At 63.2% G+C, this 26,269-nt stretch carries 18 protein-coding genes, 5 tRNA genes and 1 pseudogene; 10 read left to right on the forward strand and 14 right to left on the reverse strand.

The features are described 5' to 3' along the window. Positions 1-152: 152 nt before the first annotated feature. The 3 genes and pseudogenes from KWO_RS11270 to KWO_RS11280 all read right to left on the reverse strand — a co-directional run bounded on the left by KWO_RS11270 (position 153) and on the right by KWO_RS11280 (position 7,878). Positions 153-3,239, reverse strand: a complete 3,087-nt coding sequence (locus tag KWO_RS11270; protein ID WP_010378831.1) for an efflux RND transporter permease subunit — start codon at positions 3,237-3,239, stop codon at positions 153-155. After that, on the reverse strand, positions 3,236-6,748 hold the full coding sequence (locus KWO_RS11275) for an efflux RND transporter permease subunit (protein WP_010378833.1): 3,513 nt from the start codon (positions 6,746-6,748) through the stop codon (positions 3,236-3,238). Before KWO_RS11275 ends, KWO_RS11270 begins: the two co-directional genes overlap by 4 nt. Continuing rightward, a pseudogene (locus KWO_RS11280) lies at positions 6,745-7,878 on the reverse strand (efflux RND transporter periplasmic adaptor subunit). Before KWO_RS11280 ends, KWO_RS11275 begins: the two are co-directional and overlap by 4 nt. Positions 7,879-8,082: 204 nt before the next feature. Here KWO_RS11280 and KWO_RS11285 point away from each other — a divergent pair. The 6 genes from KWO_RS11285 (at position 8,083) to KWO_RS11315 (ending at position 10,204) form a co-directional block, all read left to right on the forward strand. Then, a complete protein-coding gene (locus KWO_RS11285; protein WP_033006673.1) occupies positions 8,083-8,481 on the forward strand; it encodes a c-type cytochrome in 399 nt (132 codons plus the stop codon). An 8-nt stretch (positions 8,482-8,489) separates the two neighbouring features. Next, positions 8,490-8,951 carry a c-type cytochrome gene (locus KWO_RS11290; protein ID WP_010373262.1) on the forward strand — a complete coding sequence of 154 codons (462 nt, stop codon included), beginning with the start codon at positions 8,490-8,492 and terminating at the stop codon, positions 8,949-8,951. 91 nt (positions 8,952-9,042) lie between these two features. Further along, positions 9,043-9,118, forward strand: a tRNA-Ala gene (locus tag KWO_RS11295). A 47-nt stretch (positions 9,119-9,165) separates the two neighbouring features. Continuing rightward, a tRNA-Glu gene (locus tag KWO_RS11300) sits at positions 9,166-9,241 on the forward strand. Positions 9,242-10,004: 763 nt separating this feature from the next. Beyond that, positions 10,005-10,080, forward strand: a tRNA-Ala gene (locus KWO_RS11310). Between the two features lie 48 nt (positions 10,081-10,128). Beyond that, a tRNA-Glu gene (locus tag KWO_RS11315) sits at positions 10,129-10,204 on the forward strand. A gap of 296 nt (positions 10,205-10,500) precedes the next feature. Here KWO_RS11315 and KWO_RS11320 read toward each other — a convergent pair. Together KWO_RS11320 and KWO_RS11325 are read right to left on the reverse strand one after the other, a co-directional pair. Beyond that, a complete protein-coding gene (locus KWO_RS11320; RefSeq protein ID WP_010373260.1) occupies positions 10,501-10,677 on the reverse strand; it encodes a hypothetical protein in 177 nt (58 codons plus the stop codon). Positions 10,678-11,055: 378 nt separating this feature from the next. Further along, positions 11,056-11,142 (reverse strand) — tRNA-Leu (locus KWO_RS11325). A 138-nt stretch (positions 11,143-11,280) separates the two neighbouring features. Between KWO_RS11325 and KWO_RS11330 the strand changes: the two genes are divergently transcribed. Further along, positions 11,281-11,661 (forward strand): response regulator, encoded by a 381-nt coding sequence (locus KWO_RS11330; RefSeq protein WP_010373258.1) that lies wholly within the window; start codon positions 11,281-11,283, stop codon positions 11,659-11,661. A 212-nt stretch (positions 11,662-11,873) separates the two neighbouring features. Next, a complete protein-coding gene (locus tag KWO_RS11335; RefSeq protein WP_017113576.1) occupies positions 11,874-15,275 on the forward strand; it encodes a hybrid sensor histidine kinase/response regulator in 3,402 nt (1,133 codons plus the stop codon). Positions 15,276-16,067: 792 nt separating this feature from the next. On the opposite strand, the gene KWO_RS11345 is transcribed toward KWO_RS11335, so the two are convergent. Both KWO_RS11345 and KWO_RS11350 read right to left on the reverse strand, forming a co-directional pair. Next, complete coding sequence (locus tag KWO_RS11345; RefSeq protein WP_010378839.1) at positions 16,068-18,431, reverse strand: Tex family protein; 2,364 nt, start codon at positions 18,429-18,431, stop codon at positions 16,068-16,070. Between the two features lie 103 nt (positions 18,432-18,534). Beyond that, on the reverse strand, positions 18,535-18,762 hold the full coding sequence (locus KWO_RS11350) for a hypothetical protein (RefSeq protein WP_010373249.1): 228 nt from the start codon (positions 18,760-18,762) through the stop codon (positions 18,535-18,537). A 190-nt stretch (positions 18,763-18,952) separates the two neighbouring features. Here KWO_RS11350 and KWO_RS11355 point away from each other — a divergent pair, with 190 nt between their 5' ends. Beyond that, positions 18,953-20,164: an NAD(P)/FAD-dependent oxidoreductase gene (locus KWO_RS11355; RefSeq protein WP_010373246.1), complete on the forward strand. Its 1,212-nt coding sequence runs from the start codon at positions 18,953-18,955 to the stop codon at positions 20,162-20,164. Here the strand turns inward: KWO_RS11355 and KWO_RS11360 are convergent. The 5 genes from KWO_RS11360 to KWO_RS11380 form a co-directional block, all read right to left on the reverse strand. Beyond that, positions 20,122-20,610 carry a hypothetical protein gene (locus KWO_RS11360; RefSeq protein WP_010373243.1) on the reverse strand — a complete coding sequence of 163 codons (489 nt, stop codon included), beginning with the start codon at positions 20,608-20,610 and terminating at the stop codon, positions 20,122-20,124. The two genes, KWO_RS11355 and KWO_RS11360, sit on opposite strands and share 43 nt — an antisense overlap. Next, positions 20,607-20,804: a PspC domain-containing protein gene (locus KWO_RS11365; RefSeq protein WP_010373240.1), complete on the reverse strand. Its 198-nt coding sequence runs from the start codon at positions 20,802-20,804 to the stop codon at positions 20,607-20,609. Before KWO_RS11365 ends, KWO_RS11360 begins: the two co-directional genes overlap by 4 nt. Before the next feature lie 114 nt (positions 20,805-20,918). After that, a complete protein-coding gene (locus KWO_RS11370) occupies positions 20,919-21,995 on the reverse strand; it encodes a class III poly(R)-hydroxyalkanoic acid synthase subunit PhaC (RefSeq protein WP_010378847.1) in 1,077 nt (358 codons plus the stop codon). Continuing rightward, positions 21,992-23,215: a class III poly(R)-hydroxyalkanoic acid synthase subunit PhaE gene (phaE, locus tag KWO_RS11375; protein ID WP_026113245.1), complete on the reverse strand. Its 1,224-nt coding sequence runs from the start codon at positions 23,213-23,215 to the stop codon at positions 21,992-21,994. The genes KWO_RS11370 and phaE overlap by 4 nt, the downstream gene beginning before the upstream one ends. Before the next feature lie 55 nt (positions 23,216-23,270). Continuing rightward, positions 23,271-23,885 (reverse strand): CDP-alcohol phosphatidyltransferase family protein, encoded by a 615-nt coding sequence (locus tag KWO_RS11380; protein WP_010373231.1) that lies wholly within the window; start codon positions 23,883-23,885, stop codon positions 23,271-23,273. 132 nt (positions 23,886-24,017) lie between these two features. Here KWO_RS11380 and KWO_RS11385 point away from each other — a divergent pair, with 132 nt between their 5' ends. Beyond that, positions 24,018-24,776 (forward strand): 3-hydroxybutyrate dehydrogenase, encoded by a 759-nt coding sequence (locus tag KWO_RS11385; protein WP_010373229.1) that lies wholly within the window; start codon positions 24,018-24,020, stop codon positions 24,774-24,776. Positions 24,777-25,143: 367 nt separating this feature from the next. Here the strand turns inward: KWO_RS11385 and KWO_RS11390 are convergent, their stop codons facing one another. Further along, positions 25,144-25,632, reverse strand: a complete 489-nt coding sequence (locus tag KWO_RS11390; RefSeq protein WP_010378864.1) for an NUDIX hydrolase — start codon at positions 25,630-25,632, stop codon at positions 25,144-25,146. Positions 25,633-25,718: 86 nt separating this feature from the next. Next, complete coding sequence (locus KWO_RS11395) at positions 25,719-26,228, reverse strand: DUF1249 domain-containing protein (RefSeq protein WP_010373224.1); 510 nt, start codon at positions 26,226-26,228, stop codon at positions 25,719-25,721. Positions 26,229-26,269: the final 41 nt, after the last annotated feature.

Consider the following 26,269-nt stretch of genomic DNA (forward strand, 5'->3'; position numbering starts at 1 on the left):
AGAGCCGCTCCTCGGCCGCGCTGTCGCCCCTTAACGGAGCCGCTGATTGGAGGTCAGGTGCTTTGGTCGTCGTACGAGCCGAAGGAAGGAACCGTACCCTCACCCCAACCCCTCTCCCGAGGGGGAGAGGGGCTCACCCCGCCTTACCTCGTTCACGATTCCAACGCAGCGCTTGACGGCACCGCCTTCGGCACACCACGCGCACGTTTTACCAGCGCAGCAGCACCGCTGCTCATGTCGTCGAGGATCGCGTAGATCGTCGGCAGGAACAGCAGGCTCACTACCGTGGAAAACGCCAGCCCGCCTGCGATGGCGCGTGCCATCGGGAAGTACGGCGGGCCGTCGCTGAACATCGTGGTGCTGGTGAGCGAGATCGGCACCATTGCCAGGATCGCGGTACCCATGGTCATCATGATCGGGCGCAAACGTTCGCGTGAGCCTTCGACCAACGCCTGCGTGCGCCCCATGCCGCGGCGGCGCAGATTGTTGATGTGCTCGATCATCACGATGCCGTTGTTCACCACCACGCCCATCAGCACCAGGATGCCGATGAAGGACATGATGCCGAACGAGGTGCCGGTGATCCAGAACAGCCAGAACACCCCGAAGATCGAAAACAGCACCCCGCTCATGATCGCCGCCGGGAACAGCAGTGACTCGAACACCGCCGCCATCACCACGTAAATCATCACCAACGCGATCACCAGGTTGAACACCATCTGGTTCATTGCCTCGCCGTCGTTTTGGTAGTCGCCGCCGTCGAAGGTGTAGCTGTAACCGGCCGGGAAACGCATCGCCTTGAGTGGTGACTCCATCGCCGCGCGCGCCTCCGGTACGGTGACCTTTTCGGCGAGATTGGCTTTGATCGTCAGCGTGGTCTGCCGATTGGTGCGCCCGATTTGCGTGGCGGCCGGACGGATCTGCACCTCCACCAGACTCAGCAACGGCACGCTGCGGCCATCCTTGGTACGCACGCTGAAGCTGGCCAGGTCTTCCGGCTTGCTCTGCTCGGCACCCGCGAACCGCACCCACACCGGCACCTCGTTGTCGCCGCGGCGGAACTCGCGCAGCGGCGTACCGCGCAAGGCCAACCCTACGAAGCTGGCCACCTGCTCCGCACTGAACCCGAAGGCAGCTGCGCGCTCGCGATCGACGCGAATCGCCAGCTCGCTGGTGCGGTCGCCCGTGTCCACGTGCACGTCGCGCAGCTCTTTGCGCTGCGCCAGCAATGGAATCACATCGTCGGCCAGCGCTTTCAGTGCGTCGGTCGAATCGCCGACCAATTGCACCTGCACGCCTTGGTTGCCATTACCGCCATCGCCCTGATTGCCGATGCTGTAATCGGCGCGCGCGGAACGCGGCAGTTCCTTGCGGATTTTTTCCAGCAGCGGCGGCAGATCCTTGACCTTGCTCGCATCGAAGGTCACCACCGTATTGCTGCCTTCCACCTCACTGAACCACGAATAGATCTGCGTGATGTGGTACTTGGCGCGATTGGCTTCCAGATAGTTCTCGACACGGCCGATCTCTTCGCCCAGCTGCTCGCGCGTGTACGAGCCTTTCCACTGATACTGGATAAAGGCCTCGTTGCCACCATCGCCGCCGAACATGTCGATCTTGGTCAGCTTCATCGGCACCAGGCTGATTGCGCTGACCAGGATGATGCCGGCCACGCTCCAGCCGCGGTGGGCTAACGTCCACGCCAGCACCTTGGCGTAACGGCGCTGCAGCCGCGCGATCACGCCGCGCTCGGACGTCACCATCGGCGGCGTTTTCATGCGTGCCGACAACATCGGAATCAGGCTGATCGCCACCAACCACGACGCCAGCAACGACACCGAAATGGTGATCGCAATCTGCGCCATGAAAATGCTGATGTTGTTGGTTTCGCCGAACAGGTTCGGCACAAACACGATGCAATGGCACAAGGTGCCGGCGCTGAGCGCGATCGCCACGCTGCGTGTCCCTAGCAGTGCCGCAAGCTGCGGCTGATCAGGCATGCGCTCGCGTTCTTGGTAAATGCTCTCCACCACCACCACCGCGTTATCCACCAGCATGCCGACCGCCAGCAGCAGCCCCATCATGGTCAGAATATTGAGCGTGACCCCCACGAAATACATGAAGCCCAAGGTGATGGCGAAACAGATCGGGATGGCCAACGTGACCATCAACGTCGATGGCCAATGCCGCAGGAAGAAGAACAACACCGTGATCGACAACAACAGACCCACCGCGCCAGCTTCGGCCAGTTCTGCCAGCGACGAGGTCACCGCCTTGCCTTGGTTGTCGATCACCTTGACCTGCACATCGCGCATCAATGGCTGGGCACGGATGTCTTCAACCTCTTTCAACGCCGCTTTGGAGACTTCCACCAGATTGGCGCTGCGCTCCTTGTAGACATCCAGACCAATCGCCGGTCGCCCATCCAGGCGCCGCCCGTAATTCATGCGCGTCGGCTTGAGCCGCACCTCGGCAATGTCGCCCAACCGCACGCCTTTGGCATTGAGCACCAACTCGCGCAATTCCTGCAGGTCGCGCAGTTCGCCAATCGGCTGCACCCGGATACGCTGGCCGTTGTCGTCGATCTGGCCCGCAGAGACGGAGAAATTGAGCTTGCCCAAACGCTCGCTCAAGTCATTGAGACTGAGGTCGTGCGCGGTGAGCCGGTCCGGTGCGATCGCGATCTCGACTTCGTTCGGCGGCGCACCGGAAATCTCTACCTTAGCCACGCCGGGGATGCGTTCGATGCGCCGTTTGAACTCGCGGTCGAGCATGTCGTACGCGCCGGTTAGATCGGTCTGGCTCGCCAGGCGCACCTTGAGTACCGGCTCGTCGCTGCTGGACCATTTGAAGACATGGAAACGCTGCAGATCCTCCGGAAAATCGTCGCGTACGGCATCCAGTCGCTCGCGTGCATCGGATGCGGCAATGGCGATGTCGCGGTCCCAGTCGGAGAACTCGATGAAGATATTCGCGCCGTCGGCAGTGGCGGTCGAGCGCATGCGCTTGATGCCGGTCATCGTTGCCAGCGCTTCTTCGGCCGGCCGCACCAGGTTGCGTTCCACCTCGTCCGGCGTGGAGCCGGTGTACGGCAATTGCACGAACAGGAACGGCGCGGAGATATCCGGCAGCGCCTCCAACGGCAGCCGGAACGCGGCGATCAAGCCCACCACCACCAGCGACACGAAGCACATGATGGTGGTGACCGGGCGATGGATGCTGAAGGCGGCAACGCTCATAGCGCCCCCAGTCCGTCGGCATTGCTCGCCGCCTGTGCACGCTGCCCGGCCATGCGCCGGCCGCGCTCCAGGTAATACGCATCGGCGCGACGATCCAGAAGGTCGTACACCACCGGGATCACCAGCAGGGTCAGCAAGGTCGAGACCAGCAAGCCTCCGATCACGGTAATCGCCATCGGTGCACGCACTTCCGCGCCCTCGCCCATCGCCACCGCCAGCGGCAGAAAGCCGAACAGGGTGCACAAGGTGGTCATGATGATCGGCCGCAGGCGCGAGCGTGCGCCATCAATCAATGCCTCGCGCTTGGGCATGCCGTCCTCGCGCAGCTGGTTGACCTTGTCGATCAGGATGATCGCGTTCTTGGTCACCAGGCCCGCCAGCAAAATCAGGCCGATAAATACCACCACCGAGATTGGTTTTCCGGTCATCAGCAGGGCCAACACCGCACCCACCATCGCCAGCGGAATGGTGAACAGGATGACGAACGGATGCAGCAGCGATTCGAACTGCGAAGCCATCACCAGATAGACCAGGAAGATCGCCAGCCCGAACGCGAATAGCAGCGACTTCACCGATTGCGCCAGTTCCTCGCCCTGCCCGCCGATATGCATGCCCACGCCGGCAGCGAGCGGGTCCTCGCGCACCATCGTCTCCACTTCGCGCACCGCGCCGCCCAGATCGATGTCCTTCAGGCTGGCCGACACGATCGCCACACGGGTCTGATCAGCACGATGGATCTCGCTCGGCCCCGTCGTCGCCAGTACCTCGGCAACCGCAGCCAAACGCACCGGCCGGCTGCTGCCCGGGTTAACGATCAACTGACGGATCGCATCGACACTGGCGCGGTCGCTGTGCTGCGCACGCACCAGCACATCGATCTTGCGATCACGGAAGCTGTAACGCGTGGCCACATCGCCGCGCACCTTCTTGACGATGACATCGGCGATCTGCCGTGTGGTCAGCCCCAGCGCACCGGCACGCTCCTGATCGAAACGGATCTGGATCTCCGGGAAGCCTTCTTCCACCGTCGATTTGACGTCGGCGTAGTGGCCGTTGGCACGCAGCATCGCCGCCAACTTCTGCCCGGCGCGTTCCAACTCGCCCAGATCCTGCCCGCGCAGTTCCACTTCCAGCGGCGTCGAAAAACTAAACAATGCCGGTCGCGCGAAATCCACCTGCGCGCCCGGATGCGCGACCATGCTGCTGCGCAGCCGCTCGGTCGCTGCCGCTTCCACTGCCGGGCTTCCGCCACCGGCCATCGCTACGGTGAGCTTGCCGATGTTCTCGCCGCTCTCGGTAGGGTTGGCATCCAGCCGCGTGCCGCTGCCGCTGACGCCGTACAGCGACACGATGCCCGGGTCCTTGTCGTGCGCCAGCTGCAGTTCACGTACCACTGCATCGGTCTGCGCCAGCGGCGTGCCGGAAGGCAGTTTGACGGTCATTTCGAAGCGATCCTGCGCAAGCTGCGGAATCAGATCCGCACCCAACATCGGCAGCAGAAAAACAGTTCCGAGAAACGCCGCTGCCGCCAGTCCCAGCACCAATCCAGGACGCCGCAGCGCCGCTGGCAACATCGCCAGGTAGCCACGCTCGGCGCGAGCATACGGTGCCATCGCCAGGTCGCTCGCCTTGCGCATCACTGGCCCCACCACCCGCGCGATGCCACGCCACACCTTCACCACCGCCCACGCCGCACCGAAGAACGCGTAGCGCACGCTCGCACCTGCACCGCGCCGCCCGGCCGCCACCGGCTTGAGCCAACGCTGCTCGGGACGCCAATCCGGATGGCTCGGCTCGTCCGGGAACGCCATCGGTGGCGCACCCTTGAGCGAGCTCAGCATCGGGATCAGGGTCATCGACACCACCAGCGAGATCGCAATCGCAATCGCCACCGTCAATGCCTGGTCGCGGAACAACTGCCCGGCGATGCCTTCGACGAACACTAGCGGCAGGAACACCGCAATCGTGGTCAACGTGGAGGCCATCACCGCCATGCTCACTTCACGGGTGCCGGCAATCGCCGCATCCAACACGCTCAAGCCCCGCTCGCGCGCCTTGGCGATGCTTTCCAGCACCACGATCGAATCGTCCACCACCAAGCCGGTGGCCAACGCCAACCCGCCCAGCGACATCACGTTAAGGCTCAGTCCCAGCTGGCCCATGAAGAAAAACGTAGTGATGATCGACACCGGCAACGACAGGCTGATCACGAACGTGCTCCAGCCATCGCGCAGGAACAGGAAGATGATCAGGATCGCCAGCACGCCGCCGATCACCGCATCTTTTTTGACATCGCTGATCGCATGTTCGATGAAGTGCGATTGGTCTTCGATGGTGGTGATTTCCACATCGCCCGGCACCGTCGCCTTGAGTTGCTCCAGGCGCTTGCGCAGCGCCGCCGCGGTGGACACGGTGTTGGCATCGCCTTCCTTGTAGATCGCCAGTTCCACCGCTTCCTTGCCGCCCAGGCGGATGATGGCCTCGCGCTCCTTGTAGCCTTGGCGCACCTGCGCCACGTCTTTCAGCCGCACCGGCATGCCGCCGGCGATGCTGCTACTGGACGACGAGGACGTGCTTTGCACTTCGGCCGCTGCCGCCAACGCCGCCTGCGAGCCAGTGGACGCCGCAATGGCATACATCTGCTGCATCGCCGCTTCCGCCGCGCTGCCGCTGCTGCTCTGCGTGGTCACCAGCATGTTGCGGATCTCGTCCAGATCCACGAACTGATTGACCGTGCGCACCAAATAGCGCTGCGCGCCTTCTTCCAGACGGCCGCCAGAGATATTGACGTTCTCTTCCTTGAGCCGGGTGATCACGTTGTCGATCGGCAGGTTGAGCTGGGCCAGCTTCTGCTGATCGATATCGACCTGGATCTCGTCTTCCAGTCCGCCACCCACCTTCACCGCCGCCACGCCGGCCACCGGTTCAAGCTTCTTTTTCAGGTCTTCGTCGGCATAACGACGCAAGCTGGTGAGTTGGCGGATCGCATCGGTATCAGAAGCCGGAGCCTGCTTGGGTGACAACGCCAGCCGCATGATCGGCTCGGTGGAGGGATTGAAGCGCAGCAGCACCGGCGGCTTGGTTTCCAGCGGCAGCGACAAGGCTTCCATCTTGTCGCGCACCTCCAGGCTGGCCTGGTCCATGTTGGTTCCCCAGGCGAACTCCAGCACCACGTCGCTCTGACCGGTGCGCGAGATCGACTTGAGCTTGCGCAGGTTCTTGACCACACCGACGGCTTCTTCCACCGGCTCGGTCACCAGCGTTTCGATTTCTGCCGGTGCCGCACCGGTGTATTCGGTGCGCACGGTGAGCGTGGGATAGCTCAGATCCGGGAGCAGATTGACCTTGAGGCTGCGCAGCGCGATCAGGCCGAACAGCAGCATGGTCACGGTGATCATGGCGATGGTCACCCGCCGCCGCGTGGCGAAGGCCACCAGGCCGCCACCACCGTCAGGCAGTGGCGCGTGCGGATGATGCACGGGTCCGTGCGGCTTGCCGTGGTCGCTCATGCGTGCGTCTCGTCGTGCGCGTGCACAGCAGCCTTGGTCGCGACCGGCTTGCGATCAGGCTGACCGATCACTTGCACAGCAGTGCCATCGCGCAGCGCCACCTTGCCGGCCGTTACCACCTGATCGCCTTCCTTTAGACCCTGACGCACTTCCAGCCACGGGCCTTCGGCATAGCCCAGCTTCACCGGTACCCGGCTGGCCTTGCCATTGCGCACCACGAACACCGCCGGCTCGCCATCGTCCAACAATGCCAGGCGCGGGATCATCAAGGCATCCTTGCGCTGGTCGTAATCGATGCGGATGCGCCCAAACATGCCGGGCTGCAGCGCTTCGGCACCCTTCCCGAACGCGCACACCACACGGAATGTACCGCTGCCCGAATCCACCACCGGCGCAATGCGATCCACCTTGCCGACGAATTGCTGACCCGGCAGCGCATCGGCCAGCAGAGTCACCGGCTGGCCGGATTTAAGCGTGGCCAGTTCGCGCTCGGGCACATTGAGCGTGGCTTCTAACTGCGAATCGTCGACGATGCGGAAGATCGGTGTGTTGATCTGCACGAAGTTGCCGGTCTTGATCGAGCGCGATGCGATCACGCCGGAGATCGGCGCCTGCACCGTGGTGTAGGAGAGTTCCAGCGACGCAAGCCGATGCTGCGCCCGGCTGTTCTCGACATCGAATTTGAGCTGGTCTACATCTGCGGCGCTGACCAACTGCTGGCCCACCAATTGCGTGGCGCGGCGATAGCTATTTTCCAGCTTGCGCAGTTGCGCTTAGCTCTGCGCCACCGCCAGATGTGCACGATCCGGATCCAGCCGCACCAGCGCCTGGCCTGCCGAAACCTTCTGCCCTTCTTCCACCATCACCGACAATGCGACCCCCGAGGTCTTGGCCACCACCTGCGCCTCGGCGCGCGGCTCCAGCGCGGCGGTGCCCGTGTAACTGGCGGCCACCGCACGACGCGCGGCCTTGGCAATTTCCACCGGCACCGCATCCACCGCCTTCTTTTCCTCGGCGGCCTTGGCCTCGCCCTCTCCTGCCTTGCAACCGCCCAGCAGCAGGCTCGTGATGATCAACAATGCAGCGGCGCAGGTTCCGCTGCGGCCCGGCAAAAAGGAGAGTGGCGACATCGTCGTGTCCTAGTGGATGCGTGAACAGGTGTTGTAGGCAAGTAAACCACCCGAATGTACATGTCGCCAATGCGCCAAAGGTCATGGTCTGTTCAAGTTGGCCTATTCACCCGGTTTGCGCCGCGCCAAATCGCAGGCATACTCGGTCCGGTTCCGTCACGCCCCCACGTGCGGACGCTCAATCAGTCTTCCGGATACGAAACCATGCGCCCGCAGCCGCTCGCCGCTTGTCTCGCTCTGGTCGTCTTCCTGCCGTTTGGGGGCGCATCAGCAACACCATCAGCCACACCTGCAGCTCCGGCCACGCCGGCGCCCGCTGCCGTGGCGGCAACACCCGCCGCCACATCGCCGACCGGCAATCCTTCCAATGGGCGCCTGCTGGCCTACACCTGCCAGGGCTGCCACGGCGTCACCGGCTATAAGAACGCCTATCCCAGTTATCGCGTGCCCAAAATCGGCGGCCAGACTAGCCAGTATTTGACCCAGGCGCTGACCGAATATCGCCAGGGCAAGCGCAAACATCCGACCATGCAGGCACAGGCGCAGAGCTTCTCCGAGCAGGACATCGCCGACATCTCCGCCTACCTGTCCACCCTCAAATAAGCGCCCACATGCCGAACGCCCTAAACGCTCCGCGTCTAGCCATCGCTCTGGTCGCTGCCCTGATGATGGCGGCCTGTTCCCAATCCCAGGTCGAATCCACCGACCATTCCGCTGGCGATGCCGGCCACGCCAGCGGTGAGCACGGCTCCGGCTCTTCGGCAGGCCTGCCCACCGGCCGCGCCGAAGCCGGCGACAAACTCGCGCATGCCAAGGGCAAGGCCACCGGCCAAAGTTGCGTGGACTGCCACGGTGCCGACGGTAATGCGCCGATCGATCCCAGCTACCCCAAACTGGGCGGCCAATATGGCGACTACCTGGCGCATGCGCTGCAGGCGTACCGCAGCGGCGACCGTCAGCATCCGTTGATGACGGCGCAGGCCACTGCGCTGAGCGATCAGGATATCGCCGACCTGGCCGCGTATTTCGGCGCACGCCAGACGCAGTTACGCGATCTGCACGGCGTCAACTGAGCCCATCGCGCACGCCGCCCGGTCTTATTCGGAATAAAAAAGCGCTTGCGCGCACATTAACAGGCCGCTATCATTTCGTTCTCAGTTTCGTGGGGCCATAGCTCAGCTGGGAGAGCGCCTGCATGGCATGCAGGAGGTCGGCGGTTCGATCCCGCCTGGCTCCACCACTCCAGACATTAGGCCGTCTGGAATGGACAACGAGGTTTTGATACGCGTCCCCATCGTCTAGAGGCCTAGGACACCACCCTTTCACGGTGGACACCGGGGTTCGAATCCCCGTGGGGACGCCAATCATCTGAAAGCCCTGGCACTGCCGGGGCTTTTTTTTGCGTGTTTTGGTGGCGTAATCGACTGCGGCGCAGCGTCGGGCGCGCCACTATGCATGCGCGTGACGCGATGGATAGAGAGTTAAATCTCTTTGCTTGGATGGCACAGCGCCTTGGTGCGATATCGGCTCGCCGGCACGTGTGCAAGCCATCGCTTTCACTCTGCCAACCGACCTCCATTCAAGCGCGACGACTTCGCCACATCACTCAAACGCACAAGCATTCGCACGTCAGTTCTTTTGCCGTCTAAAATTTCTGCCAGCGCATTGCCGCTGCTGCGTTGACGTCATCATTGCGAACGATCGTGCCGCTAGAAAGGCAACGTGCGCGATGGCGATGCTGCACGCATGCAGTGAATGGCAGCGAGCACAGAACGCGACATCCATCGGCGCTCGCAAACAAGATGCATCGGACGCGACCCGCTGCGCTGCACGGCAAACAGCTGGCGGCGCGCTACATTAATAGATGTCGAAACAAACGCGCACTCACGTTGAAGCTCATGTGTCGATCACACCGTGACCGCAATCCGCTGCGCAGAGGACACTGAGAAACTACGGTTGATCTAGACGCACTGCGGGGGCGCTGCCCTGCGGTTCGATCTTCGCACTCCACGGGTACGGCCTTGCAGCTCGCCTGACAGATGACATCGCTTGCTCAGTACAACTTTTGCATAGACCACTTCCCATGACGTAAAGATATCGCTATGATTGCCGGCTCGCAGCAACGCGGGGCCATAGCTCAGCTGGGAGAGCGCCTGCATGGCATGCAGGAGGTCGGCGGTTCGATCCCGCCTGGCTCCACCATTTCAGACATTAGGCCGTCTGAAAATGGACAACGAGGTTTTGATACGCGTCCCCATCGTCTAGAGGCCTAGGACACCACCCTTTCACGGTGGACACCGGGGTTCGAATCCCCGTGGGGACGCCAATCATCTGAAAGCCCTGGCACTGCCGGGGCTTTTTTTTGCCTGTGCTTGGCCTGGGCATCAGGCGGATATGCGGCGATTGCGAGATCAGACCAGTCGCACATAGCCGCGACCCATTGTTGCGGCTCGTCTGCAATAACGCCGCTACAGCCACACGCGTTCGCACCGTCGGCGCGATATCAGCTAATTCCCACTCGATACGCACAACTGCGACTCCAACCCCACCACCAACCATCGCGCTGCATCAAAGCTCTGCTCGATTTGTACGCCGACTGAGTGGCGTACCGCACGCAACGCTTCAGACCTGCCCGCTATCCAGTGCCTTGCGGCCTTCGTGGGTCAGATCGATGTCGCCATCTTCGGCCTGCGTGGCATAGCCGGCGCGTACCGCCCAATTCCCCTCTTCGTCGGCCACCGGCTTGGTGTCGTGGATGTCACGCAGGATGCGCAGCTGTTGCGAAGAATCAAAGTCCATGGAGGCCACCTACTCGAAAGAGACGTCCAAGGTACGCACGCAGCGTGATGGTTGCGTGCCTGCAACGTCATCCATTGACTGTGCACCGCATCGCACGTGTGCACAGAAGCAGTTGTGTTCCTGATGCACTTGCGCGGCAATGGAGGAACTCGGTACACAAGCATTCGCATCCTGCAGACAGGTTCGCTAGGCGCTGCATTCCTGACGACCACGAGTGCATCCCACGATCTGCACTCTGCCCTTATCCAACAGACTGACGGTCGTCAGCGTCGCGGATTGCATCGCCGCTAATCGCGGCCTGCATCCCGCCAAAACGATACACAGCAAAAAGCCCCGCAAGATTTCTCCAGAAGGGCTTTCGCTGATACTGCAACAACTTGGTGCCGAAGGTGGGACTCGAACCCACACGCTTTTAAGGGCGGCGGATTTTGAGTCCGCTGCGTCTACCGATTCCGCCACTTCGGCGTGGCCACGCAGTATAGCGACTTGTTGGTGAAACGAACAGTGTCAGTTCGCGCCTGACGAATTCAGGTGCAAGCGGGGTCTGCAGCGCTGGGGAGAAGCAGTCTCGATATACTGGCGAACTTGGTGAAGGAGTAAGCAATGTCGGTGTTGCGTGGAGTTCGGGTACTCGTGGTCGAAAACGATGACATGAATGCCATGCTGCTCGACCTGCAGCTTGTCCAGGCGGGTGCCATCGTCATGGGGCCGGTCGGCGAAGTGCACGATGCCTTGCAGCTGATCAGCGCCGACGCTCCGGACATCGCAGTGCTGGACTATCGCCTGGGCAACGGCGAAACCAGCGAACCGGTTGCACGCCTGTTGTCCGAGCGCGGTATCCCGTTCGTGCTGGCGACTGGCGTAGCCACAGGCAGCATTCCGAGCGGTTTCGACCGCGGGGTCGTTCTGACCAAGCCTTACCTGTCCGAAGAACTGGTTGGCGCATTGTCCAGGGCGCGCGAGTTGAGTGGCGCCAATGGCTGAGCTGCGCGACCTGCTGCGACGCTAGCCCGCTAATGTACGAGTGCCTGGGCCGGCGGCATGCCACCTCTTTACCACCCTACCCTCGCGCCTACAGCGTGCTTGATGGCCTGCGCAGCAAGCCGCTTGGCTGAATCGTGACCTCCTCGACGCCGCCGTTGCCATCCCGGTTGCTACTAGAATCTGGCATCGAAGAATGTCGGGCGGGTCGTTGGATGGATATCGCCGTGTCGCCGTTGGCCGGCTTGCTGCCGGAGACGAGCGAAACTGCAGCATTGCTGACCGCATCCGCGCACGCTGCGGACGCCCTGCTGTGCGAAAGCCCCGCACTGCGCACAGCGGTGTCGGTCTGCTTGCATGCGCAAGCTCCGATGCTGTTGATATGGGGCTCCGACGCTCGCTGCATCTACAACGACGCCTGCATTGCAGTGCTTGGGCCGCGCCATCCGGCGGCGTTCGGGCAGCCGCTTGCGGCGCTGACGAACGCAGGCGATGGCGATGGCGAAAGCGAGCAAGTGACCACAACAACCCTGGATCTGGCGACCTGGTCATGCAGCCCGGTGCTGCAAGCCGGCGAGCGGTTGGGTGCCTTGTACGTCGGCGTTGCGGCTTCAACTACTGACGTCAGCGAACAACGCCACAGTGACTGTCGCGACAGCTTTTTATTGATGCTGGAGGACGCGCTACAGAACGTATCCGATCCGCGACAGATCATCGACACCAGCGTGCGCTTGCTCGGTGAACACCTGCACGCGAACCGTTGCGCGTTCGGACTGGCAGCCGCCGATGGCAGCACCATGCATGTGATCAGCGACCATGTGCAGGACATGCCGAGCCTGCAAGGTGACTTCCCCTTGGAAGCGGCGCAGGGCCTGCGCGATGCGTTGCTGCAAAATCGTCCCTGGTTCACCACCGATGCCATGGCACCGGGCGCACCGGACTATGTGGCCGAGCAGTACCGACGCTCCGGCTTGCGTGCCTCGCTGGCCATTCCATTGCACAAACACGGCCGCCTGGTGGCAGCGATCGGCGTGCATCAGCGCGCACCGCGGCAGTGGCTGTCAACCGAGATCGAACTGGTGCGGTTGGTGGCGGCACGCTGCTGGGAGTCAATGCAACGGGCCATGGCGCAGCAGCAACTGGCCGCGAACGAAGCGCGCCTGCGTCGCCTCGCCAACACGCTGCCGCAGATTATCTTCATTGCCGATCCAGACGGGCGACCGCACTACTTCAACCAACGCTGGTACGAGTACACCGGCCTGTATCCTTCTAACAGCGAAGATGCCACGTGGCACCGCGCGCACACTGCCGACGGCCTACGCCTGTCCGCGCAGGCCTGGACACTGGCGTTGAGCGGCGAACGCGCATTCGAGGTGGAATGCGAACTGCTGCGTCACGATGGGCAGTCGCGCTGGCACCTGGCGCGCGCCCTGCCGGTGCGCGGCGACGATGGCAGCATCAGCGAGTGGATCGGCACCTATACCGATATCCATGACCGGCGCGCGTTCGAACAGCAATTGCGCGAGAGTGAGGTGCGCTTCCGTGCGCTCTGCGAAACCGTGCCGGCAATGATTTGGATGTCCGACGCGCAAGGGGATTGCGTGTACTGGAATCCACGCTGGTACGACTTCACCGGACAGGGCGAAGATCAGGCGCTGGACCAGGGCTGGTGGGATGTGATGCATCCCGACGACGCGGCCCGCGTGCGATATGCCTTCGAACAGGCACTCAATCAACGCGGCGAATTCCTCGCCGAATACCGCGTGCGCCGCCACGATGGGCAATACCGTTGGTGTATCGATACCGCATCGCCGCACTTCGCCAGCGATGGACGCTTTCTCGGGCACATCGGCTCGCTCACCGATATTTCCGAACGCAAACATATCGAAGATGCCACTGCATCGGACCGGGCAATCCTGAGTTTGATCACCACCGGCGCGCCATTGCCGGTGGTGCTGGACGCGATTGCGTTGAGCGTGGAGGCACGCGGCGAAATCCCGCTGTACTGCTCGGTGATGGTACGCGATGAGATCAGCCACACCTTGAGCTTCGGCTCGGCAGCCCATTTTCCAATCGAATACCGCGGGCACTTCGAACCATCGCCGATCGGTCCGGATGGGCCGCCCTGCGCGCGTTCGGCACATCTGGGCCGTCAGTTGATCTGTGCGGACATCCAGGCTGATGCCAGCTTCGCTAGCCATCATGCGATCTCGGCGGCGATGGGCATCGCAGCGTGTTGCGTCACTCCGATCCTGGCCAGCAACGGGCAGGTGCTGGGCACGCTCAACATTTATTACGACCGCCCGCACCTGCCTTCGTTACGCGAACAAGCAATGGCGCGCTCGGCGTCGCATCTGGCCGGCATCGTGATCGAACGCACCCGCGTGGATGCCAAGCTCAAGTTGTCGTTGCAGGCAGAAACCGCCGCACGCGGCCAAGCCGAGCATGCCAGCCGGGTCAAGGACGAATTCCTGGCCACGCTTAGCCACGAGTTGCGCACGCCGCTCAATGCGATTCTGGGTTGGTCGCGGTTGATGCAATCCGACGTGGCGGAATCTGCCAATCTGGGCCGGGGTCTGGTGATCATCGAGCGCAGTGCGCGTGCGCAGAAGCAGATCATCGACGACCTGCTGGACATGAGCGCGATCATGTCCGGCAAGATCCGCCTGCAGGCTGAGCATTTCGACATCGCCGGGCTGGTGCGCAGCACGCTGGAACTGATGCAGCCGACCGCGTTAGCACGCGGAATTGCGCTGGAACTGGACGCGCCTTGCGATGGCGAATTGTGGTTCTTCGGCGATGCCGGGCGACTGCAGCAGGTGCTCACCAATCTGCTCAGCAATGCGCTCAAGTTCACCCCGACCGGCGGCACCGTGCGAGTGGCGATGGACATCGAAGACGAGCGCCTGCGCCTGTGCGTACAGGACACCGGCATCGGCATTGCGGCCGAGTTTCTGCCGCATGTCTTCGACCGTTTTCGGCAGGCCGATGCCGGCACGACACGCCGTGTCGGCGGCCTCGGGTTGGGCTTGTCGATCTCACGTCAGTTGGTGGATCTGCATGGCGGCAGCCTGGGTGCATCGAGCGCGGGCGAAGGCCAGGGCGCGCTGTTCACCATCGTGTTGCCGTTCCGGAACGGGGTCAGCGACTTGCGCCCTGCGTCGGCAGACACCGCACACGCGGGCACGTTGCCGGACGACTGCCGTCACCGTCTGGCTGGCGTGCGCCTGTTGCTGGTCGACGACGATCAGGATTCGCGCGAAGCAGTGATGCAGTTCCTGATGCTGGCCGGTGCGCAGGTGCAGGCTGCCGGCTCGGTGGATGCGGCTGAGCAGTGTTTGGCAAATGCGCACTTCGATGTCTTGGTGAGCGATATCGCAATGCCATTGCGCGATGGTTACGACCTGATCCGCACGGTACGTTCGGGAAGCGCCGATCTACCGCGGCACATTCCGGCCATCGCACTCACCGCGTATGTCCGCGAAGAAGACCGTGACCGCGCGGTGGTGGCCGGCTTCGACGCGCACATGGGCAAGCCAGTGGAACCGCCCGGCCTGGTCGATCTGATCGAACGTTTGATCTTGCCGACGCGTGCGGTGCGGGATGCGGTGGAATAGCGCCGCAGCGTGCTTGGTCGATGACTTGGTCACCGATCGGCACATTGAGGATGCTTGCCTGCATCGACGGCTTTTACTTACTACAGGGCTGAGATGGTGGAACGCTCAGTGAGTCTAGGGCGTGATGCCCCGCCACTTGCGGAAAATGCTAAGCAAATTACTTGTCACTGATCGGCGAAATTGACGAAGCCTAGCTGCACCGCGTGTGCGCTTCCGATAGCGCTCAGAGAGCGAAAAGCTTGGCTGCTCGAGCGTGCGGTGCTCTCGCCGCTTGCGGGACACACCGCGAACCCGTGGGGCCTCAATAGTGGTATCCATGCCGCAAGCGGCAAGGACACCGCACCAGAGACTGTGTTGGTAGCTTAAAAGGCTAGCTTGTCATGCGGAGAGATATCCGCTTCTTGCTTGGGCGCTCCTAACCTGCCGCCCCTAGTGACATCGTCAGCGAACGTCGTCTGCCGCTCCCACCGACCTGCCCACCATCTTGACTGGTCCTTGCCCGCTCACTGTCGCACGACCCTTGGCGGCATGGATGCCGCCAAGTTTACAAGGACGTCCTTGCAACGTGTCCCGCGATGGTGGGCCGGCAAGGGGCCTGCAACCAAGCCGCAGATCTACCCAGGACGTTGGGCGGCCTACCCGCTAGCAAAGAGACCAACTAGAGCTGCTCTCCACCTATCTCATCATGATCTGCGGCGACATCTAAGCCAAACCGCAGACCAGTCCATTGCGATGTAGATCCATGCCGCGCTACCCAACCACGCCGATCAACCAAACAATCAAAAGCGCGCCTTAACTACGCTTGGCACGTGCAAACGCCGCCGCCAACGCATTGTCGGCCGGCGGCGCGGTGATACGCGGTTTGCTGTTGGCTTGCACCTGACCACGCCCGCCACCGTCGCGCCTGCCCTGCCCCGGGCCGCCATTGCCGCGGGCCTCGCGCGGTTGCGCAGAGCCATCGGCCGGTGGCGGCGTGTCGGACAAGCGGCAGGTCAGCGCGATGCGCTTGCGCGCCACATCTACTTCCAGCACCTTGACCTTGACGATGTCGCCGGCCTTGACCACATCGCGCGGGTCTTTGACGAAGCTCTCTGACAATGCCGAGATGTGCACCAAACCATCCTGGTGCACGCCGATATCGACGAACGCACCGAACGCGGCCACGTTACTCACCACGCCCTCGAGCACCATGCCGGGCTTGAGGTGCTTGATGTCCTCGATGCCTTCGGCGAACTGCGCTGCCTTGAACTCGGGACGCGGATCGCGACCGGGTTTTTCCAGTTCTTTGAGAATGTCGCGCACGGTCGGCACACCGAATTGTTCGTCGGTGAACAACTCCGGCTTCAGGCTACGCAGAAAACTGCCGTCGCCCAGCAATGCCTTGATCGGCTTGCCGCTGCTGCTGACGATGCGCTCGACCACTGGATAGGCTTCCGGATGCACCGCCGACGCGTCCAGCGGCTCGTCACCATCGGCAATGCGCAGGAAACCGGCGCATTGCTCGAAGGTCTTGTCGCCCAGGCGCGGCACCTTGAGCAGATCCTTGCGACGCTTGAACGGGCCATTGTCGTCGCGGTGACGCACAATATTTTCCGCCACCGTGCTCGACAGCCCGGACACGCGCGACAGCAACGCCGCCGAAGCGGTATTGACGTACACGCCGACCGCGTTGACGCAGTCTTCCACACGCGCTTCCAGCGCCTTGGCCAGACGATACTGATCCACATCGTGCTGGTACTGGCCTACGCCAATCGCCTTGGGCTCGATCTTCACCAGCTCGGCCAGCGGATCCTGCAGACGGCGCGCGATCGACACGGCACCACGCAGCGATACATCCAGATTCGGGAACTCCTTGGCCGCGAACTCGGACGCCGAGTACACCGACGCGCCCGCTTCGCTCACCACAACCTTCTGCAGCTTGGCCGCGCCGCACAGCGCAATCGCCTCGCCGGCCAGCTTGTCGGTCTCGCGGCTGGCGGTCCCGTTGCCGATCGCGATCAGCTCCACGTTGTGCTGCATGCACAATTTTTTGATCGTCTGCAGCGACTGATCCCACTGCCGCTTGGGCTCGTGCGGGTAAATAGTTTCGGTAGCCACCAGCTTGCCGGTGGCATCGACCACGGCGATCTTGCAACCGGTACGGATGCCCGGATCCAGCCCAAGCACCACGCGCGGGCCGGCCGGCGCCGCCAGCATCAGGTCCTTGAGGTTGTCGCCGAACACCGCAATCGCCTCGGCCTCGGCCTTTTCGCGCGCCTGGTTGAACAGGTCCAGCAGCAAATGCATGTGCAGTTTGGCGCGCCAGGTCAGCCGGCAGGCATCCAGCAACCAGCGATCGGCCGGGCGGCCTTCGTTGGAAATGCCGGCATTGCGCGCCACGCGGCCTTCGGCATATTGGTGTCCGGCCTCGGCATCGCTGCCAGGGTCCAGATCCAGGTACAGGATTTCTTCGCGGCGTGCGCGGAACAGCGCCAGCAAGCGGTGCGATGGAATCTTCGCCAGTGTTTCGGCGTGATCGAAGTAGTCGCGGTACTTGGCACCGGCCTCTTCCTTGCCTTCTGCGACGCGCGCGCGGATCACCCCGTTGTCGTTCAACCAACTGCGCAGCTCACCGACCAATGCGGCGTCTTCACCCCAACGCTCCATCAGGATGGCGCGCGCGCCTTCCAGCGCGGCCTTGCTATCGGCAACGCCCTTTTCGGCGTCGATGAAGGCTGCCGCAGCGACTTCCGGGGTCTGCGTCGGATCCGACAACAGGCCATCGGCCAATGGCTCCAGCCCGGCTTCGCGCGCGATCTGTGCGCGGGTGCGGCGCTTGGGCTTGTAGGGCAGATACAAATCTTCCAATCGCGACTTGGTGTCGGCCGCCACAATCTCGTTGCGCAATTCATCGCTGAGCTTGCCTTGCTCGCCAATGCTGGACAGGATCGCCGCGCGGCGTTCTTCCAGCTCGCGCAGGTAGGTCAGGCGGGTTTCCAGATTGCGCAGCTGGGTATCGTCCAGCCCGCCGGTGGCTTCCTTACGGTAGCGGGCGATGAACGGGACGCTGGCGCCCTCATCGAGCAGTGCAATGGCGGCGCGCGCCTGGGCGGGCTGGGCACCGATTTCGTCGGCGATGGTGCGAGCAATCTGCTGGGCAAGCTGGCTATCGTGCATGACGGCGCGGCGTGAACCGCTTCACTGAAAAAAAGCATTTTCGCAGTGCAGGCCCGCCACGGAAACCCGTTGACAGCGCCGTCGTAAACCTATGCCGCCGCGCTCAGCTGACGCGGCGTGCGTAATGGGTGGCGGCGCGTTCGACCAGGATGCTTTCCTGCAGCGATTCCAGCGCCATCACGCGAATCTTGCCGACGTCCTTCAGCGGCACCATGCGTTCGACATACACCTCCGGGCCAGCGTCGGTCATTGCACGCGACTTGCTGAAACCGTAAGGCACCACGCCCTTGTCGCCATCTTTGCTGCCACCGACGTACAGGACAATCGACATACCGACACCCTCTTCTGCTGCTGTTGCTGCGTTGTGGCGGAAGGATAACCAGCGCGCCGTGAGGAGCTTTCCACGCACGTTAACGCCGGCTGTTTGCGGTTTGGTGACGGCAGCAAGGCCGGGCTCGCCTCACGGCCGCTTCACCCCGGTTGGCCGTCAATCGCGGTCCGCCCACTCTTTACGACACCGCATGGACCTCAAAAGTGGCTATCCGTTCTGGTCGATCCGCAATGGATTGATGCGCGCTTACCCGCGCCTGGAGCAAGACACCCAATGCGAGGTCGCCATCGTCGGTGGCGGTGTCACCGCCGCGCTGATTGCGCATGAACTCCTGCGCCACGGCCATGAAGTGGCGGTGATCGAACAGCGCGACATCGGCTGGGGCAGCACCTCGGCCAGCACCGCCTTACTGCAGTACGAAATCGATACGCCGATGATCGAACTGGCCAAACAGCACGGCATGCCGGCAGCGGCGCTGGCGTATGGCGCTTGCGCGCAAGCCATCCTCGACCTGCAGGGCCTATGCAACACCCTTGGCGGCACCGATTTCACGCGCCAGGACAGCCTGTACTACGCCAGTCGCGCGCGCGAGTTGAAGGACCTGCGTAGCGAGCTGGAGACCCGCAAAGCACACAAGTTGCCGGTGGAATGGATCGAGCGCGCGCCGCTCTGGCACAACTACGGTGTGCATTCGGAAGGCGCGATCCTTAGCCGCCTGGCCGCCAGCGTGGACCCGTACCGGCTGTGCTACCGCCTGTTTGCCGAGTGTGAGCAATACGGTGCACGCATCCACGACCGCACGACCATTGCCGCGATCGATCCGCACGACCAGCACGTCGAACTGCGCACAGCAGAGGGCGTCAGCGTGCGCGCACGTCATGTGATCCTGGCGGCAGGCTATGGCAACCAGCGTTGGCTGTCGCAGCAGGTGGCGCGCAACCGCAGCAGCTACGCCTTCGTGACGGACCCCTTGCACGATAGCGAGATGGGCGCGCTCAAGCACACGATGATGTGGGAGACCGCGCGCCCGTATTTGTACGTTCGCAGCACCCCGGACGGACGTGTGGTCGCCGGTGGCGAAGACGACACTATCGACATCCCCGCGCGCCGCGATGCGCGGGTGGAGAGCAAGCTGAAAACGCTGCTGAAGAAAATTGCCAAGACCATGCCCGATGTGAGCCTGCGCCCCGCGTTCGCATGGGCCGGTACCTTCGCAGAAACTGCCGATGGGTTGCCGTTCTTCGGGCCGCATGCCGAACTGGGGCCACGCGTCTCGTTCGCCATGGCCTATGGCGGCAACGGCATTACCTACAGCGCGATTGGCGCGGGATTATTACGCGCCCAATTGGAGGGCACGCATCACCCCTTGTCCGAGTTGTTCGGCTTCTCGCGTCTGAGTTGAAGGCGCCACGGCCACCAACCGTGGCCATGCATCGCGTACATATCGGCGGCCCGCTCCAGCGGGTTGCGCACATGGATGCCGCCGCACAAAAAATACACCGGTAAAAACAGCGGCCCCAGCAGCATGTACTGATAGACATGCGCGCGCTCGTGGTCGCCCAGGCGCACCGCTGGATGTTTGCAACGGCCTGCGGCGTGCGCGTAAGTGCTGCACTGCAGGTCGAGCGAGGCACCTTTGAGCAGAATGACGTTTCCCAACGTCATCGCCCCGCCCGGCCCCCATGGCCAGGCGTGGAAGACCACCGCATATTCTCGCGGGGACCAGACTGCGCGTGCGCCAAAGCAACACCCGGCCGCGCCGATCGCCAGCCCGAGCAAGGTATTGGGCAGCGTCCATAACGCGCCCAGCGCCTGCAGTGCAGGCCGCCCGCGCGTTGCCGGATTCAATCGGCCTGGTTGGGAATCAGCAGCCACAGGATCAGGTAGACCAGGATGCCGGGGAATGCGGCCGAGGCAATCGACACGATGACGAACAACACCCGCAGCAACGTGGAGCTCCAGCCAAAACGATGCGCGATGCCGCCAACGACACCGGCGATCATGCGGTCATTGAGGGAGCGGGACAGTGTGGTGGTGGACATGACAGGACTCCTGCAAACGTAGCCAACAGTCTAAAAATCGCGACAGCAGCACATGGTGATGGCTGCACGACCTGCTCAGCGCAGCGTCACCTGCGCGTGCGGCAGGCCGCGATGTCACCCATTCCCGCCACGTTCCTGCAACCAGCGATGGATCGCCACCGGCACCTCGCGCTGCGCACGCCCGGAGACGTAGATCCCGATATGTCCACCGCGGAAGCTCAGTTCACTGTAATCGTCGCTGCCGACCAGAGCACCCAGTGCCCGCGAGGCATCCGGCGGCACCAGGTGATCGTGTTCGGCATAGATATTCAGCACCGGCATGTCGAGCGCCTGCAGGTCGACCGCCTGCCCGCCGATGCTCACCTGCCCGGTGACCAGCCCATTGCGCTGGTAGAACAAGGTGACGAATTCGCGGAAGGCTTCACCGGCGAGGTCCGGCGAATCGAAGATCCATTTTTCCATGCGCAGGAAATCTTCCAGCGCCTGCTTGTCGTCAAGGATGTCGAGCAGGCCCACATATTTCTGCAGATTGAGCCGGAACGGCTTGAGCATCATGTAGCTGGCGTTCATCAGATCCGCCGGCACGTTGCCCATCGTTTCCACGAACAGATCCACATCGACCATGCGCGCCCAGTTGGACAGCATGTTGTCGGGGGTGTGGAAATCCACCGGCGTCACCATCGTGATCAGGTTGCGCACCTTGTCGCGTTGCAGCGCGGCGTAGCACAGCGAGAACGTGCCGCCCTGGCAGATGCCGAGCACATCGACCGCCTCCAGCCCGGATTGCGCGCGCAGGTGATCCACTGCGCCATCGATATAGCGCAGCAAATAATCTTCCAGCGTGAGGTAGCGCTCGGAGCGGTCCGGGTAACCCCAGTCCAGCACGTAGACGTCCTGGCCGTGACTCAGCAGCCCCTTCACCAGTGAGCGATCCGCCTGCAGATCGACCATGTACGGGCGATTGACCAGCGCGTAGACGATCAGTAGCGGCGTCTTGGCCACCGGGGCCTGCTCGCCGATGAAGCGATACAGCACCACCTTGCCGTCGCGCCAGATTTCTTCGCGCTCGGTGACGCCGTAATCCACATCATCCACGCCGGGCAGCAGCTTGAGCCCTTCGCGCAACTTGCGTTGCATCGACAGGGTTTCCTGCATCAGATCTTCGGCGCTGAATCCCAACGGGCCTTTCATGCCTGCGCTCCACGTGGCTTGTGTGCACCGGATTTGCCGGCCGCAGGCTTGGTCGAGTGCTTCGCGCCAGTGCTCTTTTTAGCCGGCGTCTTTTTCGCTGACTGAGTGATGGCCGAAGTCTTTTTAGGTGAAGCCTTCGGCGCCGCAGACTTTTTGACGGACGCCTTCGTCGATGCGCCCTGCTTCACCGCCTGCGCAGCCGTGGCCGGCCGCGCTGCGCTGCGCTGCTTGGCGGCCGACGCACGCTTGCCGGCGGCTGGTGCGACCGGATCAGCTTCGGGCGCTGTGGGCTTGCTCGGCGGTGACGCTGCGGTGCGCAGCATCCGCCTGACCAGGCGTTCCAGTTCAGCGATGCGGCGATGCGCAGCGTCCATCTCCGAGCGCGTCGGCATGCCGACGCGTTCGCTGAGCTGCTCGATCTCTTCCTGTAGCGCAGCGCGCAGGCGCATGTGCGCATTGGCGAAGCCGCCATACACCTGGCGAAACTGGTCCGACAAGGCGACGTCGGCATAGGATTCTTCGGCCGCTTCGATCCACAGGTCGAACAAGGCGCGGGCGCTGGTCAACTGGCTGCCACTGCTCTCGTGTTCGCTGAGCTTTGACGCAAAACGGGCAAACGCCTGTTCGATCGCCGCCTTGAGTTGCTCGCCATAGGCCTCCGATTGGGCCTGAAAATCCTGCTGCGCGCGGGCCAACTTTTGTAGGCGCGACTGGTGATTGCGGTTCAAACCAAACGCCGGCATGTCCAGCCACGGTGCGTTTTCCTCCCGCCACTTTTGCAGCGTCTGCGCCGCTTCCTGCAGCCACGGGTCGAACCCGCCCGGGCTACCACCGCGCAGCGAGCCCAGCGTCCACTGCATCAGCTGTTCGCCCTGCCCTTGCACGGCCTGGCGCCAGGCATCGGCCACTTCATTGGCCGAGGTATCGCGCCCGGCAAACTGCGCGGCCACTTGCTGCATGGTGCCGAACCAATCGCCGGCGTGGGTACGGAAGCGGTTGATCGCCTCCTGCGCCTGCGGTGCGGCCTGCGTGGGCAGCAACTGCGACCACCAATCCACCGCCTTGCGCCAATCCTGCGGGGCGTCGCCACCGGACGCAGGCGGCGGTTGTTGCGCAGCGGCGCCGGCCTGGCCGTGGCGCATGGCATCTCCCCAGGCAGCCCAGTATTGGCGCGCCTTGTCATCGAAGTTGCCGTTGTCCGAACCGTTGCTTGCCATCATTCCATCCCGTGACCGTTCACCAATCCATCCTACCGCGTGCATACCAGCGTGCCGCTCAGGGTTTGGGGATTCGCAGCGTCTTGCTGATCATCAGCGAGCCGGACACCGCAAACAACAATACCAGTGGGTGGAACTGCCACGGCCCCAGCTGCCACTGGCCCCACCACAAGGTCTCGCCGATATGCCCGCTGCTGGCGGCAACCGCGAGCAGGATCACCAGCAGCAGGCTGGTGGGAATGGGCGTGCCTTCGAAATACGGCACCTTGTCGGCCTCGCCGGCGATCTCCTCGGCGGTGACGTTGTAGCGCGCCAGCCGGCTCACGCCGCAGCAGACGAAATAGCTCAGCACCAACCAATCCCAACCGCCACGCATGCCGCAGGCATACCCCAGCGCTGCCGGCGCCACGCCGAAGGAAATCACGTCCGCCAGCGAATCCAGCTCACGGCCCAGGGTGGAAGACGCCTTGCGCCAGCGCGCCACGTGCCCGTCCAGCGCATCGAACACGAATGCCAGCGGAATCAGCGCCATCCCCAGCAACAAATCGCCACGATGCCCTTCTTGCAGGAACCGCATTGCCGCAAACACCGCGCCGGTGCCGCAGAACGCGTTGGCAAGCGTGAACCAGTCCGCCAGTTGGAAATCGCGCAGCATCGAAAAATGGCGTTTCATGCGGAGCCTGAGGTGAGCAAGACACGAAGGGTAACGCGCGCGCGCGATGCAGGCGACCGTTTCGCCACACTCGGCTAGGCTGGCGATCCGCGTGACCGCTCCAGGCCGCGCATGACTTCGTGAGGACACCCGATGCGCAGCATCCTGATTACCGGCGCGGGCAGCGGCATTGGCGCCGGTATCGCCACCCAGCTGGCGGCCGACGGCCATCACCTGATCGTCAGCGATATGCAGCTGGCGGCCGCCGAGCGCACGGCGCATACGTTGCGCCAGGCCGGCGGCTCGGCCGAAGCGCTGGCGCTGGACGTCACCGACGCAGACAGCATCGCGCAGGCACTGGCAGGCGTATCCCGCGCGCCGCAAGTGCTGGTGAACAATGCCGGCCTGCAGCACGTGGCCGCGCTGGAAGAATTCCCGATGCAACAGTGGGCACTGCTGCTGGATGTGATGCTCACCGGCGCCGCACGCCTGAGTCGCGCCGTGCTGCCTGGCATGCGCGCGGGCGGCTATGGCCGCATCGTCAACATCGGCAGTATCCACTCGCTGGTGGCCAGCCCGTACAAGAGCGCGTATGTCGCCGCCAAGCATGGGCTGGTGGGCCTGGCCAAGGTCATCGCCCTGGAAACCGCCGATGACGACATCACCGTCAACACGCTGTGCCCCAGCTACGTGCGCACGCCGCTGGTGGAGCGGCAAATCGCCGATCAGGCGCGTATTCGCGGCATCGCCGAAGACGCGGTGATCCGCGAGGTGATGCTCAAGCCAATGCCCAAGGGCGCCTTTATCGACTACGACGAGCTGGCCGGCACCGTGGCGTTTCTGATGTCGCATGCTGCACGCAACATCACTGGGCAATCCATCGCCATCGACGGCGGCTGGACGGCGCAATAAACGCGCTGGCGAAATTTTGACCAGCCGTTGCGCCCGCCAGCTGGCGCAACGGCTGCGCGCTTGTCCACAGACTTGCGCAGCGTCCATCCACAGGGGGTGTGGAGAACTGACGGACGTTCGCCGTTCCATGGAGAGCCGAGATGCTCCCGATGATCGAGGTTCAAATGGAACGGTTGAGCTTGGCTGGTGACAGATGCTGCGCTGCTAGTCGGCACTGCACGCCGATCTGGCGCCGAGTGCTAGATCGCTGCCCCACATCGCTGGCAGAAGGTCGAAACGCTGCAGTCGCGTTCGGCTAACGTCCTACTGGCGCGGTATCAGCAACGCGTATCTCACGTACTGCGCAAGCCGCTGGCACGCAAACCGATCAGATGCGCGAATACGTCCACGACTGCATGCGCCCGTCGCGATACGGCATGACACCGTGGAATGGGCGCGGGTCGCCATCGAACACCAGCGGCAGGAAATGGCGGTCGCCTTCCCACATTGGCACCTCGTCCATGCGGTCGATCGCGATCCATTCCAGCGTGCCCTCCGGATTGGAAGTGTGCGGCGTGCCTTCGAAGCTGCGGATCAGGAACACGAAGCCCAGCCAGTCTTCGCCCTGCTTGCCGAAGCCCGGCCAGCTGATGGTGCCGCGTAGTTGCATCTCGCCGCAGTCGACCCCGGCTTCTTCGCGAATTTCGCGGCGCATGCAGGCCAGCACGTCTTCTTCCGGTTCCAGCTTGCCGCCCAGGCCGTTGTATTTGCCCAGATGCTGGTCGCCGGGACGGGCATTGCGGTGAATCATCAGCACCTGGGTGCCGTCCGGCGACAACAGGTAGCCAAGCGTGGCGACAATCGGGGTATAGGGCATGGCACGCGATCTGAAACGAAGCGCATCAGTATGACTGAAGCGGTTGACCGAAGCGGCCTGGCGCACGTCCGCCGGAAAACAACAGCTCAGCTGACGGCGGCCTGCGGGTTCGGCCGCGGCGGTGCCACATAATCGGTATCCAGGCGCAGCGTCGCAACGCCGTGGCCACGCTCGGCCAGGTACTCCAGCCACTTGCCCAGGAACGTATTCATCCGCATGCGGTGGCTGATCAGCTCGGCCGGCGGCGGGAACATACCCATCACGTCTTGCCAGCGACGACCGACATAGCAATGCGTGGTCTCTGCCTGACGCGCGTCGCGGTACAGGCGCACGTACGCAGACGGGTCCGGCTCGCCGGTGACCGGGTCACACAGGTCGTAGGTCAGCCGCAGCTCCACCGTGTAGCGATGGCATTCGATCACGTCCAGCCGCAGGTTCAAACCGTCGCCGATCGACGACACGTAGGAGCCGGGGGCCAGATCGGCCGGAGCGAATAGCCGAGTCAGATGCTGGAAGTTTTCTGCGTACAAGCCCATCAGCCAGCCAAAGCGGCTCAGTTTGGGAATGCGTTCGAGTTTGCTCAGTGCTTGGGCCATGGACCGATCCTACACGCTGCGCCGCCGCACGGGCAGCATTG

The organism is Xanthomonas vasicola pv. musacearum NCPPB 4379, assembly GCF_000277895.2.
Classification (GTDB): domain Bacteria; phylum Pseudomonadota; class Gammaproteobacteria; order Xanthomonadales; family Xanthomonadaceae; genus Xanthomonas; species Xanthomonas vasicola.

Bases quoted from the DNA above. Each gene is read 5' to 3' on its own strand.
- KWO_RS11270 (WP_010378831.1), bottom strand. From the start codon at position 3,239: ATGAGCGTTGCCGCCTTCAGCATCCATCGCCCGGTCACCACCATCATG.
- KWO_RS11275 (WP_010378833.1), bottom strand. From the start codon at position 6,748: ATGAGCGACCACGGCAAGCCGCACGGACCCGTGCATCATCCGCACGCG.
- KWO_RS11285 (WP_033006673.1), top strand. From the start codon at position 8,083: ATGCGCCCGCAGCCGCTCGCCGCTTGTCTCGCTCTGGTCGTCTTCCTG.
- KWO_RS11290 (WP_010373262.1), top strand. From the start codon at position 8,490: ATGCCGAACGCCCTAAACGCTCCGCGTCTAGCCATCGCTCTGGTCGCT.
- KWO_RS11320 (WP_010373260.1), bottom strand. From the start codon at position 10,677: ATGGACTTTGATTCTTCGCAACAGCTGCGCATCCTGCGTGACATCCAC.
- KWO_RS11330 (WP_010373258.1), top strand. From the start codon at position 11,281: ATGTCGGTGTTGCGTGGAGTTCGGGTACTCGTGGTCGAAAACGATGAC.
- KWO_RS11335 (WP_017113576.1), top strand. From the start codon at position 11,874: ATGGATATCGCCGTGTCGCCGTTGGCCGGCTTGCTGCCGGAGACGAGC.
- KWO_RS11345 (WP_010378839.1), bottom strand. From the start codon at position 18,431: ATGCACGATAGCCAGCTTGCCCAGCAGATTGCTCGCACCATCGCCGAC.
- KWO_RS11350 (WP_010373249.1), bottom strand. From the start codon at position 18,762: ATGTCGATTGTCCTGTACGTCGGTGGCAGCAAAGATGGCGACAAGGGC.
- KWO_RS11355 (WP_010373246.1), top strand. From the start codon at position 18,953: ATGGACCTCAAAAGTGGCTATCCGTTCTGGTCGATCCGCAATGGATTG.
- KWO_RS11365 (WP_010373240.1), bottom strand. From the start codon at position 20,804: ATGTCCACCACCACACTGTCCCGCTCCCTCAATGACCGCATGATCGCC.
- KWO_RS11370 (WP_010378847.1), bottom strand. From the start codon at position 21,995: ATGAAAGGCCCGTTGGGATTCAGCGCCGAAGATCTGATGCAGGAAACC.
- phaE (WP_026113245.1), bottom strand. From the start codon at position 23,215: ATGATGGCAAGCAACGGTTCGGACAACGGCAACTTCGATGACAAGGCG.
- KWO_RS11380 (WP_010373231.1), bottom strand. From the start codon at position 23,885: ATGAAACGCCATTTTTCGATGCTGCGCGATTTCCAACTGGCGGACTGG.
- KWO_RS11385 (WP_010373229.1), top strand. From the start codon at position 24,018: ATGCGCAGCATCCTGATTACCGGCGCGGGCAGCGGCATTGGCGCCGGT.
- KWO_RS11390 (WP_010378864.1), bottom strand. From the start codon at position 25,632: ATGCCCTATACCCCGATTGTCGCCACGCTTGGCTACCTGTTGTCGCCG.
- KWO_RS11395 (WP_010373224.1), bottom strand. From the start codon at position 26,228: ATGGCCCAAGCACTGAGCAAACTCGAACGCATTCCCAAACTGAGCCGC.